The following is a 12,817-nucleotide window of genomic DNA, read 5'->3' on the forward strand; positions in this document are numbered from 1 at the left end:
AATGGAATTCTTTCTCTACCTAATCTATTTAGTTATTACGTTAGTAGTCGTTTCCCTAGGAGACTATTATTTCGGGCTCCTGTATTTGAGCGGAAAGGATACTTTCGAAAAACAGGAACTTACGGATTGGGCGAGAATTATTCCTTCTAAGATCGTTTCCGTTTTTGAATCTGCGGGAAGTCTACAATACGGACTTCTCGCATTCGGACTTTCCGCATTTTTCGCGTATGTCTGGACTTTAACCGGGGGACTTATCGGTTCTCCTCATTATACGGATTCTTTCGGAAATTATTTCTTTCTATCCTTTATTATGCCGGTGCTTGTGCTCGCATTTTACTCTTTCATTTCTTCCGAAGTTTTAAGAGCGGCCAGGATATCTCGGAACAGCGGCTCCTTTTTAGCAAGACTACTCAACCAGGAGATTCCCCTACTTTCCGGGATCTTTATTTCGGTGATTTCCTCAAATCTGGCTGTTTACGGCCTTTACCATGAAATTTCCTTTTTATTCGTTCTTCCGAATGTATTGATCCTAATGGTCCTTCTTATCTTAAGATGGAATGGAAAGGTAAAATTCGGGGGAATTCGTATGGACAGAGAGGAAGAAGAGGTGGAGGATTTAGGGGAAGATTCCTAATTCTTGTTCGGTTTTCTGCCGATAGTGTAAAGAGTATGAAAGGGCAATCCATCTTCCTGTTCTTATTCTCCCTACTCCTTCCTTGGAGTTCCGTATTTTCTCAGTTTCCGGGAGATAATTCCAGAAATAACGGCTCCAAACCTACCTTAGACGGATTTGCCGAAGTCTCTTGGGAAGCATCTTATGGGCAAGTCCGAGACAAGTTTTTATCCTTAGCAGCCAATCCGGGGAGCGATGAAAAGATAGAAGTAGTCCATGAAGATAAGGAGAAGTCCCTACTTGTAAGAAGAAATGGGATCTTCTATTTATATCGTTTTTATTCCACTCCTAAATTGGTTCTGGATTCCCGTCCTAAAGATAAGAACCAACCTCGTCCGGAAAAAGAAACTTCTCCGGATGAAGACGAACATCTGGAACCTGGCAAATTATTCTCCGTTGGAGTTTCCTTTCGTTATCTTCCGGGAAAAGAAGTACAGTCCAAACTGGAAAACAAGTACGGGAAACCCAAAAAAGAGACCCTGGATGATAAGAAGATCGGGGGAGCTGTTATCTGGGAACTAACCGACGAAAGACAGGCACCTCCCGCAGGTGGATTCATTGTCCAATGGAAGGAAGCCTATAAAAAACAACCTTTTACCAGAAGAGTGGATTATTTCAGCTCCAAGGTAAAGGCACAGATCGAAAAAGAATACAAAGAGTTCTTCTCCGCAGAAGAAATCAAAACTTTAAGAGATCTAATCCCGTAAGAAATCCTTGACCGAAGGCCCCTAAGGCCATCATTATCCAGAGAGATTCAAAATCTTTCGGAGCAATACGTGGAATTATATTTAGATACAGCCAATGTGGACGAGATCAAGGAGATCGCGTCCTATGGTCTTTTGGACGGAGTTACTACAAACCCTTCCTTGATCGCTAAATCAGGTCGCAATTTTAAAGAAGTGATCAAAGAGATCTGCGCGATCGTTCCTGGTCCAGTGAGTGCAGAAGTAATCGCAATCAAACACGAAGACATGTTGAAAGAAGCGGACGAATTAGTAAAGATCGCTCCGAACGTTGTCATCAAGGTTCCCTTAATTCCGGAAGGATTAAAAACTGTAGTGAAGCTTACCGAGAAAGGAATTCCTACAAACGTTACCCTTTGTTTTTCAGCACCTCAGGCGCTTCTTGCTGCGAAAGCAGGGGCTACATATATTTCTCCTTTTATAGGTCGTGTGGACGATACTTCTTGGGACGGAATGGAACTGATCTCGGAGATCAGAGAGATCTATGATAACTATGGTTACGAGACTAAGATCTTAGCTGCTTCTATCAGAGGACCGATGCATTTGAAAGAGTCCGCTCTTCGTGGAGCTGACTGTGCGACTATGCCGATTTCCGCTTACCAACAGTTATTCAAACATCCACTGACCGATATCGGTTTGGAAAAATTCTTAGAAGACGCTAAAAAACTGAAGTGGTGATCCTTCTTTAGTATTTAGCAAAAGAAAAGGCCGCAATCGCGGCCTTTTTTATTTTCACATAATGGCGCCAAGGCCAGGAGAATTTCTAAGGTAACTTTCTTTTACCGGAATAATCATCCATCAATATTTCAGATTGTTCTAATATACAAAGTACACTTTGATGAGAACCGTCGTAATATAGATCGCAGGAACTTAGAGTATTCATATCTGCAGCAGTTGCACCGTATTTAGACGCCAACTCTTGCATTCTGGGCCACCAGGATTTTTCCAAACCTAATTCGTAATATCCGGCTCTGTATCCGGGATACACTTTGGGCCAGATGAGATAGGTTTTTACACCGTTTTGTTTTCCAAGTTTTAGGAATTCTTCTACGAAAAAATATTCTATTTCACCGGGAGTGAAACCAGATAGATAAATACTTTTTAATCTAAGAGCGTCTTTTTCCAATTTTTTAGGATTATTACTGGCACTCGCATAAGCAAGTTGCTCTCCGTTTCCCAATTCCAAAATCAGATTTTCATGATTTTGGTCAGCTCTATACTGTTTAAGTTTTCCGCCGGTCAACCTCGACCAGAATAATTTGAAACCAGGCTTGACCTTTCTAATAGAAAAGAACTTTTCTTTTAGAATTTCCAATTGGTCAGAAGTAGAAAACTGGTCCCAATACGTTTTTCTAAATTCTTCGTCCGCACCTAATCTTAAAAAAGGTTCGTACAATAACCCCTTGGAATCGTCAAATCCTTCAGGGCTGACTACATAAAATGCGATCTTAGGTTTAATTCCGGATTCTAAAATTTTACGAAACCAATAGAAACCGTAAGCAGGAACCGCCTGTGGACCTGAAAAATTATACACTGTCCAATCATTCTGGATAGATGAAGGAAGAGTTTTTACTGAATACGGATATGCCCGTGAATCTCCAAACGCAAGAGCTAAGTTCTTTTTAGAAACCGATTGGTCCTTTTGGAGTTTCTCAAATAGATGTTTTCTTTGAGTATAATAGACCGGATTTCCTTCTTGGTAAAAAGAAGTTTGAAAGAAGTCCAAAAGGAAAATTTTATCCGCAAAGAATAAAACGATCAGGAAGAATACAGGAAGATAGATATATTTCTTTTTCATACTATTTCTCAGAATTGTCCGTAAAAGAAATCCGCGTTCCCGCTAGGTAGAGCAAGTAAAACCAAGATCCATACTACAGGAAGAAGCACAGTCTTCCATTTAAGACCGACCTTAAATTTTTCGGGCCATTCTTCTGCAGAATGGAATAGGATAGCGACCAAAAGTGCAAAAATACAAGGTTCCATATTCGGAAAGGCTACTCCATTCGACCAAAGGAATATTCTTTGCACCGCTGCCACAGCAGATCCAAAATCAGGCGTGAAGAATAAAACCCAAGAGATACTGTAAATATTCAGAACGAATAAATACGTAATTGTTCTTTTTACGTAAGGGATCTCCGGTAGGATCTTGATCTTCCAATCATTCAATACTCTTTCTATAGAAAGATACAAACCGGTCAGAACTCCCCAAAGAAGATAATTCAAATTGGCTCCATGCCAAAGCCCGCCCAGACCAAAAGCCACTAGATAATTGAAACAAGTGCGCAATGTTCCGCTTCGGGAACCGCCGAGAGGAATGTACAAATAATCTCGGATCCAAAAGGAGAAGGTCAAATGCCATCTTCTCCAAAAATCCCCAAAACCATCAAAGAAGAATGGAGCTCTGAAGTTTTGAGGAAGAGTAAATCCTAAAAGTTTTCCCATTCCTCTTGCAATATCAGTCAGTCCAGAAAAATCCAAATACAGATAGATCGCAAAGAAATATACTGTGCTTAATAGGGCTGCTCCCGAAAAAGCGGAGGTCTCTGCAAATACTTGGAAGATAGATCCGGACATCAAAACAGAAACCACGGATTTTTTAAAAAGACCGATTACGACTAGCCATAGCCCGTCCACCATATCTTCTTTTTCCATTTTAGGAGAATCGAACTGCGCCGCTACATCATTAAATCTTAATATAGGACCCGCTATCATGACTGGAAAAAGGAAAATATAAGAAGCTAATTTAAAAAATCCGATCTCTTCAGTGATTGTACCTTTTTTCTTATCTACTAAAAGGGAAATGAATTGGAATGTATAATAACTGATCGTTAAAGGAAGAATTACTTCGAATCCTGCCCAGTCTAGGGATTTGGAAAGTATCCCGTCCAAACTGACCTTGTTTTGGAAATCAGGAATTCCTAAGAATATTCCGACCAGATCCGCGAAAAAATAGAAATATTTAAAAAAAGCTAAATTAAGTACATTGAATCCTATGGAAACGGGTAAGAACCATTTTTTCGCCAGGAAAAACCGCAAGAACACCCAGTTGATACTCACAACAAGGATTAAATGGAATAAAAACTTCCAAGAGGAGAATGCGTAAAATAACGCTGAACTTAAGATAAGAAAATATTTCTTTAAAGCGTCCGGAAGATTCCAATACACCAGAAATACTAGGCAGAAAAAAAATAAAAATTCTAAACTGGTAAAAGTCATGGTCTCCAAACTTTAGGATCCAACAAGACAAACTTGCCTTCTCCGATTTTCAATTTTTCCAATGAAAGTTTTCCGATCCGTATTCTCTGCAGATCGATCACTCTCCCACCGAGTATCGAGAACATCCTACGGATCTGTCTTTTTCTTCCTTGTTTTAAGATCACTCTGAACTTGGAAGATCCTTCTCCTTTTGTTAAGGATATTACCTTCTCCGCTTTTAAAAATTCTCCCTCGTCCATAAACCCCTTAGTGAATCTGTCCTTCACTTCCTTGGGATCCAATTCTTCTTCTAAGACTACTTCGTATTCCTTTTCGGAGCCTTCGGACGGATGTGTGATCTCTTGGACCAAATTTCCTTGGTCGGATAAAAGAAGAAGTCCCCTGGAATCCAGGTCCAATCTTCCTGCTATAAAAAGTTTTCCGTATTTTTTAGGGAGTAATTCAAAAACAGTATTGGAATGAAAACGATCGCTATGGGAGCAAAGATATCCTTTAGGTTTGTTTAATGCTAAGAAAACTGTTTCTGTAGGAGGGACTAATTTTTTATTTCCAACCTGAACAATATCAGAACCTACCCTGATCTTGGTGCTTAGATTTTTTTCGACGGCTCCATTGACTTTCACTTTTCCGGAAAGGATCAATTCTTCCACCTTTCTACGGGAACCTAGGCCGCAGTCTGCAAGGAATCGGTTGATCCTGATTTCTTTGGAGGATTCTTCCCCCGTTTTCTCTTTTGCGACTTTTTCGCTCAAACTTGCCCCCGGTCTCGACCGATCCCTCCAGATTCGGACACCCACCTATTTCCGGCTACCCAAAACACTTGACTGTTTTTGGACTCAGACGGAGGCTTTAAGGGTGAATCCTCTCAAAAAGAAGCCCAGGTCCAATGCTTACCAACCCGCTCCCGAAAAACCGGACTGGTTAAAGGTCAGGCTTCCTTTCCGTGAAAAGGAAAATCCGGTCGATTTCGTCCGCAGTTCTGTAGAGGGGGGAAAACTCAATACTGTCTGCGAAAGCGCTTCTTGTCCCAACCTGAATCATTGTTGGTCCAGAAAAACTGCCACCTATATGCTTGCAGGAGATATTTGTACGAGACGTTGTTCCTACTGCGATGTCGCCTTCGGAAAACCCCTCGCATTAGATCCGGAAGAACCTTTAAGAGTGGCAGAATCTGCAAAGGCCTTAGGTCTTAAACATGTAGTCATCACATCAGTAAATAGAGACGATTTATCGGATGGAGGCGCAGCTCATTACAAAAAAACGGTAGAGCTGATCCGAGAAAGACTCCCTGAATGCAAAATTGAAATTTTAGTACCGGATTTTAAGATGAGGGAAGAAAATTTAGAGATCGTTTATTCTTCCAAGCCGGACATATTCAATCATAACCTAGAGACTGTAGAAAGATTATTTCCTACAGTAGCTCCTGCTAAAAAGTACGAGCGATCTCTGGATGTTCTGGGGCATGCTTCCCAAAGAGGGCTTTTAACTAAAAGTGGATTGATACTTGGCCTGGGAGAAACCTTGGAAGAAGTCCATCAAACTCTAAAGGATCTCAGAGCCGTAGGAGTGCAAATGGTCACCCTAGGACAATATCTCCAACCAACTCCAACACATCTTCCTGTTAGCGAGTACATTCGTCCGGAAGTGTTCAAGGATCTAAAAGAATTCGGAAAAGCTTTAGGATTCAGAACAGTATTCTCAGGGCCATTGGTCAGAAGTTCTTATCACGCGGACGAGCAAGTGCCGTGGTTCGAAAACTAAAAAGATCCAAAGACAAATTTCCGGATATTCCGGATACATCGGAGATGAAAAAGATCATCTTCCATTCGATATTATCTTATCTTTCCAAACAAGACGGTCATATTTCCAAAATGGAGATCAAAGACGTTCTATTCGATTCTATTAGTTTGATCCCCGGCTTCCGAGTAGAATGGGGAGAGATCCAAAAATTCGGTAGAAGTCGACTATTAGTGAATTATAAAGATAAGGTTCTAGTTTTAGATCTAGAAGAAATTTCGAATATGATCCTAAAACTCTGGGATCACTACTTGGATACTCATCCGCACCACAAAGTAAAATAACCCCCGGCCTCTAAATAGAAAAACCCGAGCTACCTTACGGCAACCCGGGGTTTTTCCACCTATTTAAGCCTGTGGATTAGTTTTCGGACTTAGTTTGGAAGTCGTAGATAACTTCTTTTACATCGTCCTGGTTGATCTTCTTAATACCGTCTTCGGTATGGACGATCATGGTGCTACCTTGCTGGTCTACGATCGCTCCGATGATGGTAGTTTTTCCATCAGCCAGTACGATTTTCTCCAGTTTTTCGTAGTAGTTAACCAGATCCTTATTAGTTTTCAGGTTTTTAGGAGCGGAAACAAGAACGTTCTTGAATCTTTTCAGCTCATCAGACTGACGCTTAGCTAATTCTTCTTCGATTTTCTTTCTCTCAGCTTCATTAGCAGCATTAGTAGCTTCGTCTACTTTTCCGGACTTAGGATCGATATTCAGTTTTACTAATTTATCGGTAGTGTCTTTGTCCAGAGTAACGATAGTTCTGATCTCTTCTTCTTCGGTTTTAGAAACTCCAGAGCCGGTCAGTTTGGTAACCGCTTTTGGAATATCTCTTTCCAAAGTTGCGTCTAGCTTAGTAAGTTCTTTCTCACCGAATTTCTTATCGGGAGCTTTTACTATGGAAGACTCGTCTTTTTCTAAGATAACTTCAGATTTATCCAAAGATTCTTTGATCTTTTTCAACTCTGCATTCGCAGAGATCTCTTCTGCACTTGCACCTTCCAGAGCACGAACTCTTGGAGATACAGCAACGGATCCTTCTAATACTTTTACGACGGATCTGTCGTTTTTAGTACGATCCACAACGAAAGAAGTTCCTCTAACTCCCGCGATTGCGGTTGGAGTTACTACAGAGAACTGATCGTCTTTGCTTGCTTTATTTACTTTAGCGAAAACTTTTCCAGAAACTAAAGACAATCTAGTGTCAGTGTTTCCTTGGGTATTCAAAGCGAGAGCTGAGAATTCCATGCTGGACTTTTCAGCTAAACGAACGGCGGAACCGTCTGAGAATTGGATATCTACTTTCGCTTTTGCCTTGGTTTCAATCTTGTCCCCTTCTTTCAGGACAGTTCCAAGACTAGCTTTGTCTTCAGTTAAATCAGCGTGTTGGATTTTTGCTTCCCCTACGCTAAATACTACGATTGCCGATGGTTGGCTCTGTTTTGCGTTCGCGGAATCCGCGTTCTCCGCAGGCTTTTTACAAGCTCCGGATGTCAACAGACCGACCATTAGGACGGCTGATGCAACGGAAATGACTTTATTCATACCCCTATCCTTCTTTGATCGAGATTAATCTGAACCGCGGTGGAGGCAGTCCGATCTATATTGGGTTAACATCTATGGATCTGGGATTTTCAATTTATTTCAATTTTTTTTTCCAATTTGGAAGATATTTCCTGAACTAAAATCGCTAAAATACAGCTCACCTGTGGAATCCTGGCCAAATGTGCTGATTAGGAAGTGAGTATCCCCTAATACAGTTAGTTTCCTTTTACCTTCCACTTCTGTGGAGAAACCAAGGATCTTTCCCGAAACAAAGTCGGCAAAAATATACCATCCATAGTATTTGGAAAGATTTTTCCCTCTGTACACGTATCCGCCAGTGATAGAGCGGTCCAGATCATGATCATATTCCAAGATTGGATCGGTTAACCCAGGTTTTTCACAGTCCTTTTTGGGTAAAAAGCAGTGAAATCCTTCTTTTATATTCCAGCCGTAATTCTTGCCTTTTAGAACCAGATCTACTTCTTCCCAATCATCCTGTCCAACATCTGCTAAATACAGATCTCCGGTCTTAGTATCGAATGAAAACTTCCACGGATTTCTAAATCCATAGGCCCAGATCTCAGGCAAGAAGCCTGGCGAATTTTTGAAAGGATTGTCTTCCGGTATCTTATAAGGAGGAGCGTTTGCATCCAGGTTAGGTGTTATCCGGATCAAAGTTCCTAGATAAGTAGATGTATTTTGCCCATGTTTGTAAGGATCTCCTGCGGCGCCCCCATCCCCAAAACCAATATATAATTTTCCATCAGGACCGAAACTAAGCTGACCCGCATTATGATTGGAATAAGGCTGATCCACTCTGAGTAAGATCCTTTTACGATCCTGCCAACGTAGAATTTTAGAATCATCCCAATGAAATTCTAAAATAAATGTCTGGTCCTTCCCCGCTTCTTTTGAAACTGCATTGATATAGAAGAGCCTATTTTCCGAAAACTTAGGGTGAAATGCGAAACCCAGTAAACCTTCTTCCGATCTGGTCTCTACACTTCCTGTAAAATCGGCAATGAGTTTGGATTGTTTGTTTGTAAAATTCCAAAGGAGTATTTTCCCCTTCTTCTCTAAGACTAACATCTCTCCAGGCAAGCTAGGATGAAATTGTATATCAGTGATTTCTTTAAAGCCGGATGCAATTTGGGTCCAACCAAATACGTATTCTGTGCCAGTCTCCTTTTTAGGTTTTTGTTTTTTGGTTTTGGCAAGAAGATGGGTGTCCTCTCCCGTAAAAAGGGAGAGTCCCAGAAATAGAGAGAATACTAATAAGATCCTATTGCAAAATCGTCTCATTCTGGCAGAAAAAATACAGTTTGAAAGCTCTCAGTCAAGGATGAAAAAGCTAAAAACTAGATGCCAAAACTTACGCACCAACCAGTCTGGAGCTAAGATGAGCACGAGCACCCTCCGCCCCGAATCTTCCATAGCCTTATTGGAGGAAATGGAAAGAAAATACAAACAGATCCCATTCGAAGCAATTCTGAAACAGGACATTCTGAGGCAAGGGATCCATTTTCTTCCGGAATCTTTTCAAGTAGGGGAAGACTATAAGACCAAGGATTATTTCATCTTCTCCTTCGACCATATTCCACTTGCGGATATGAAAGAAGGCACCGACTCCAAGGCTCCCGAAGAGATCAAGATCACTGGTGGTTATTTCAATTTATTGCCTACGATTGTTTCCACTCGTAATAATCCAAACTCTCCTTATAAAGTAAAACGTATCCCTGCCGGAGAGAAAGACGAGGGCAGACCTGGTCTTTATTTAAACGAAACATTTTTAGGAAAACTAGAATATCCACCTAAGCCCGCTTGGTACAGACACAAGACCAAGTCCGGAAAAATCCCTGGAGAGATCGCACCAGTCATCGAATGGGGGTATCTGATCTATCTCACAGTTTTTCGTAACTGCCAGTATTTCGGTAAGGACGAAGAATGTGCCTACTGCGATATCAATCACAATTATAGACAACAGAAGAATGCAGGCAGACCTTACACAGGCGTAAAAGATATAGAAGATATTTTAGAAGTTCTGTCTTGGATAGATGCAGAAGACGAGATCGCAAAAGTGTACACGATCACAGGCGGGTCCGTAATCACTTCTCTCAAAAAGAAAAATGAAATCGATTTTTATCTAGAATACGCACAAGCAATCGAGCAAAAGTTCCCAGGAAGATGGATGGGCAAGATTGTTTCCCAAGCATGGGAGAATGAGGACTGCAAAAAATTCAAAGACGCAGGGATCCAAGTCTATCATCCCAACTACGAAGTATGGGAACCTGAACTATTCAGAAAAATTTGTCCAGGAAAAGAAGCTTATATCGGTAGAGATACTTGGATCAGAAGGATCGTTGATTCTGCAGAAATTTTTGGGCCTTCTTATGTGATCCCAAACTTTGTAGGTGGAGTGGAGCTTTCTCAGCCTTGGGGATTTCCTACAGTTGCAGAAGCGATCAAATCCACAGGAGAAGGGTTAGACTTCTTTATGTCCAAAGGGATCATGCCTAGATTCACTGCTTGGTGTCCGGAACCTTATACAACTTTAGGGACCCAAGCGGGTCCTCCATTGGAATATTTCTGCGAGTTACTCACAGTCTGGAAGGCTACATTCGAAAAATATAATTTACCAGTTCCTCCAGGTTATGGAGAACCTGGACCAGGAAAGGCGGTATTCTCCGTTTCCGCCTTTATGGATGTGATCAGCTATCCAGGAAGGGCTTAGTCCCCTCCTCCTACGCTTGTAGAACGTTGCACCCTTCTCCAGGTATTTGCCCAAGAAGCAAAAGAGTTTTGGTTCCTAGTTTGTAGATATAGCCTGCCCTTACCGGAAAATTTGGCGACTAATCCCTCTCCGGATAAGAAGAGAGATTTTAATCCTCCTACCTTATCGATATGATAATCTAAGCTGGGTTCAAATGCTACGATATGACCTGTGTCTACAATGTACATCCCGTCCACATCTACAGTGTGAATTGCACCGAAACTAGAGAAGAATAGGTCTCCTGTCCCGGAAACTTTTAGGAAGAATAAACCTTCTCCGGCAAAAAATCCTTTGAAGCCTCCCCATTTGCTGTCTATCACAAGCTCTGTGCCGCCGGCAACATAGGCTCCTCTACTCAAGATCAGTTCTTCGTTTTTGAGAGCTCTATGTTCCAAGTCTCCTTGTGTAGCAGAGGTTAAAAATAACTCTCCGTTTCCACTTTCCACTGTGAATGTGTTTTGGAAGAAGGACTCGCCGCTAAACAAAGCTCTTTTTGCGGAAGCAAAGATCCCGCCTTGAGCCTTGGTCTCCATTTTGACTTGAGAGGACATAGCAACCATTGCTCCGGACTCCGCACGTATGGATTCCCCGGAATTCAAATTAAGCTTTAGGATAGGAAAATCAGGTTTTGCTAATATTTCAAATTTCATATATTATTCCTTTCTAGGTGGTAATTCTGATCTAAACCAAGCGCCTAAGGTAGGCACATTTCTAGATTGAAGCCAGAGCCTTCCTCTTCCTTTGAATCTGGCGACTAAACCTTCTCCGCCCAAGAAGAAGGACTTCCAACCTCCGAACTTAGTGATCTCGTATTGCAGACCTTCTTCGAATGCTACGATATGGCCTGTATCTACTATGAATTCACCTTCTACATCCAATACTTCTATCCCGCCATAACTGGAGATAAGGACCGGTCCGCTTCCGCTCAGTTTTAAGAAGAATAAAGATTCTCCGCTGAAAAAACCTTTTAGGCCTTGGAACTTAGTATCTATATCTATCTCTGGTTTTGCCGCGAGAAAAGAACTGGATTGGATAAAAATTGTTCCATTCAATTCTAGTTTTTCTATATCACCGGGAAGTGTTGGCGCTAGTAAAACTTCTCCCGATTGAGAAGCGGAGAATGTGTTCATCCAGAAAGATTCTCCTCCAAGAAAAGCGGCCTTTAAGGATTTGAAAATCCCCCCAGCCTGAGCTTTGCTTGTTTGCATTTGGATATGAGAGCTCATACTCATAAGAGCTCCCGCTTCCGCCTTGATGGATTCTCCGGAACTTAAATTTACTTTCGCTACGGAATAAGATGGTTTGTATAAAACTTGGATATTCATTTTAATTCCTAATGTTTGTTAAACTGGAAGAAGTTTGGTAAGCCAGCTGATAAATCCGGAAGGCACCCTTGATTGTATCCATAGAGTTCCATTGCCAGTGAAATTTGCGACCAAACCTTCGCCACCTAGTAAGGTGGATTTCCAATTTCCCCCCGCCTTTCCTACTTTGAATTGGAGAGAATTTTCGAAGGCGACTATATGACCTGTGTCTACAGTATAATTTCCTTCTACTCTGATTGGAACGATAGCTCCATATGAACTTAAGAATACTTTTCCGGTCCCTGAAATCTCCAACAAGAACAGACCTTCTCCTCCAAATAAGGAACGAAGACCGCCGAATTTAGAAACGACTTGGATTCCTGGATCGGAAGCCAGATAAGATCCAGATTGAACAAAAATACTTTTTCCATTCAGATCCAGATCTATGATATCGCCCGGAAGATCCGGAGCGAGTCCGATCTCTCCTCCTGTTTCAGGAGCGGTGTAAGTATTGAAGAAAAATGATTCTCCGCCGAAAATTTTTCTAGAAAGAGCGGAAAGAAAGCCGCTTCCCATCTTGGTTTCCACGCCGATCCGGGAACTCATGTACACCATGGCTCCGGCTTCCGATTTAATCGATTGACCGGGACCTAATCTAAGTTTCAATAAGGAGAAGGAAGGTTTATGAGAGATCTGGAATTGCATACGCGGGAAAGTTTGGAAAATATTTTCCAAAACGTCAATCGATTCCCGAACCCGAATATTTCTTTCT

Annotated in this window: 14 protein-coding genes; 6 read left to right on the forward strand and 8 right to left on the reverse strand. The window is 41.5% G+C overall.

Annotated features, from left to right (window positions below; all coding sequences use genetic code 11):
* Nucleotide 1: 1 nt before the first annotated feature.
* From LPTSP_RS03790 to fsa, 3 genes are all read left to right on the forward strand, one after another.
* On the forward strand, nt 2-634 hold the full coding sequence (locus LPTSP_RS03790; protein ID WP_108927513.1) for a hypothetical protein: 633 nt from the start codon (nt 2-4) through the stop codon (nt 632-634).
* A 35-nt stretch (nt 635-669) separates the two neighbouring features.
* Entirely contained in the window at nt 670-1,380 is a 711-nt protein-coding gene (locus LPTSP_RS03795; RefSeq protein WP_086446383.1) for a hypothetical protein, read from the forward strand.
* Nucleotides 1,381-1,449: 69 nt separating this feature from the next.
* Nucleotides 1,450-2,094, forward strand: a complete 645-nt coding sequence (gene fsa, locus LPTSP_RS03800; RefSeq protein WP_100769337.1) for a fructose-6-phosphate aldolase — start codon at nt 1,450-1,452, stop codon at nt 2,092-2,094.
* A gap of 85 nt (nt 2,095-2,179) precedes the next feature.
* Here fsa and LPTSP_RS03805 read toward each other — a convergent pair whose 3' ends face one another.
* From LPTSP_RS03805 to LPTSP_RS03815, 3 genes are read right to left on the reverse strand one after another with little or no spacing between them, the layout of a single operon-like run.
* On the reverse strand, nt 2,180-3,214 hold the full coding sequence (locus LPTSP_RS03805) for a DUF1574 domain-containing protein (protein ID WP_108927514.1): 1,035 nt from the start codon (nt 3,212-3,214) through the stop codon (nt 2,180-2,182).
* Nucleotides 3,215-3,222: 8 nt separating this feature from the next.
* Entirely contained in the window at nt 3,223-4,632 is a 1,410-nt protein-coding gene (locus tag LPTSP_RS03810) for an MBOAT family O-acyltransferase (RefSeq protein WP_108927515.1), read from the reverse strand.
* Nucleotides 4,629-5,384 carry a pseudouridine synthase gene (locus LPTSP_RS03815; protein WP_108927516.1) on the reverse strand — a complete coding sequence of 252 codons (756 nt, stop codon included), beginning with the start codon at nt 5,382-5,384 and terminating at the stop codon, nt 4,629-4,631. The genes LPTSP_RS03810 and LPTSP_RS03815 overlap by 4 nt, the downstream gene beginning before the upstream one ends.
* A 103-nt stretch (nt 5,385-5,487) precedes the next feature.
* On the opposite strand from LPTSP_RS03815, the gene lipA reads away from it, so the two are divergent.
* Both lipA and LPTSP_RS03825 read left to right on the forward strand, forming a co-directional pair.
* Nucleotides 5,488-6,393, forward strand: coding sequence for a lipoyl synthase (lipA, locus tag LPTSP_RS03820; RefSeq protein ID WP_108927517.1), 906 nt, complete (start codon nt 5,488-5,490; stop codon nt 6,391-6,393).
* A 44-nt stretch (nt 6,394-6,437) separates the two neighbouring features.
* Nucleotides 6,438-6,713, forward strand: coding sequence for a hypothetical protein (locus LPTSP_RS03825; protein ID WP_439956983.1), 276 nt, complete (start codon nt 6,438-6,440; stop codon nt 6,711-6,713).
* Between the two features lie 76 nt (nt 6,714-6,789).
* Here LPTSP_RS03825 and LPTSP_RS03830 read toward each other — a convergent pair whose 3' ends face one another.
* The gene (locus LPTSP_RS03830) at nt 6,790-7,971 is read right to left on the reverse strand and encodes a lipoprotein LipL45 (protein WP_108927519.1); all 1,182 of its coding nucleotides are present in this window, start codon (nt 7,969-7,971) and stop codon (nt 6,790-6,792) included.
* A 99-nt stretch (nt 7,972-8,070) separates the two neighbouring features.
* Nucleotides 8,071-9,273, reverse strand: a complete 1,203-nt coding sequence (locus tag LPTSP_RS03835; RefSeq protein ID WP_108927520.1) for a PQQ-dependent sugar dehydrogenase — start codon at nt 9,271-9,273, stop codon at nt 8,071-8,073.
* A 97-nt stretch (nt 9,274-9,370) separates the two neighbouring features.
* Here LPTSP_RS03835 and LPTSP_RS03840 point away from each other — a divergent pair, with 97 nt between their 5' ends.
* A complete protein-coding gene (locus tag LPTSP_RS03840; RefSeq protein WP_108927806.1) occupies nt 9,371-10,702 on the forward strand; it encodes a radical SAM protein in 1,332 nt (443 codons plus the stop codon).
* Here LPTSP_RS03840 and LPTSP_RS03845 read toward each other — a convergent pair.
* From LPTSP_RS03845 to LPTSP_RS03855, 3 genes are read right to left on the reverse strand one after another with little or no spacing between them, the layout of a single operon-like run.
* Nucleotides 10,699-11,391, reverse strand: a complete 693-nt coding sequence (locus tag LPTSP_RS03845) for a TIGR00266 family protein (protein WP_108927521.1) — start codon at nt 11,389-11,391, stop codon at nt 10,699-10,701. The genes LPTSP_RS03840 and LPTSP_RS03845 overlap by 4 nt on opposite strands.
* A 3-nt stretch (nt 11,392-11,394) precedes the next feature.
* On the reverse strand, nt 11,395-12,066 hold the full coding sequence (locus LPTSP_RS03850) for a TIGR00266 family protein (RefSeq protein WP_108927522.1): 672 nt from the start codon (nt 12,064-12,066) through the stop codon (nt 11,395-11,397).
* A gap of 18 nt (nt 12,067-12,084) precedes the next feature.
* Nucleotides 12,085-12,750: a TIGR00266 family protein gene (locus tag LPTSP_RS03855; protein ID WP_108927523.1), complete on the reverse strand. Its 666-nt coding sequence runs from the start codon at nt 12,748-12,750 to the stop codon at nt 12,085-12,087.
* Nucleotides 12,751-12,817 lie beyond the last annotated feature (67 nt).

The organism is Leptospira johnsonii (assembly GCF_003112675.1).
GTDB classification, from domain to species: Bacteria; Spirochaetota; Leptospiria; order Leptospirales; family Leptospiraceae; genus Leptospira_B; species Leptospira_B johnsonii.

Coding starts and splice junctions, on each gene's coding strand:
- LPTSP_RS03790 (WP_108927513.1), top strand. CDS start 2: ATGGAATTCTTTCTCTACCTAATCTATTTAGTTATTACGTTAGTAGTC.
- LPTSP_RS03795 (WP_086446383.1), top strand. CDS start 670: ATGAAAGGGCAATCCATCTTCCTGTTCTTATTCTCCCTACTCCTTCCT.
- LPTSP_RS03805 (WP_108927514.1), bottom strand. CDS start 3,214: ATGAAAAAGAAATATATCTATCTTCCTGTATTCTTCCTGATCGTTTTA.
- LPTSP_RS03810 (WP_108927515.1), bottom strand. CDS start 4,632: ATGACTTTTACCAGTTTAGAATTTTTATTTTTTTTCTGCCTAGTATTT.
- LPTSP_RS03825 (WP_439956983.1), top strand. CDS start 6,438: ATGAAAAAGATCATCTTCCATTCGATATTATCTTATCTTTCCAAACAA.
- LPTSP_RS03830 (WP_108927519.1), bottom strand. CDS start 7,971: ATGAATAAAGTCATTTCCGTTGCATCAGCCGTCCTAATGGTCGGTCTG.
- LPTSP_RS03835 (WP_108927520.1), bottom strand. CDS start 9,273: ATGAGACGATTTTGCAATAGGATCTTATTAGTATTCTCTCTATTTCTG.
- LPTSP_RS03840 (WP_108927806.1), top strand. CDS start 9,371: ATGAGCACGAGCACCCTCCGCCCCGAATCTTCCATAGCCTTATTGGAG.
- LPTSP_RS03845 (WP_108927521.1), bottom strand. CDS start 11,391: ATGAAATTTGAAATATTAGCAAAACCTGATTTTCCTATCCTAAAGCTT.
- LPTSP_RS03850 (WP_108927522.1), bottom strand. CDS start 12,066: ATGAATATCCAAGTTTTATACAAACCATCTTATTCCGTAGCGAAAGTA.
- LPTSP_RS03855 (WP_108927523.1), bottom strand. CDS start 12,750: ATGCAATTCCAGATCTCTCATAAACCTTCCTTCTCCTTATTGAAACTT.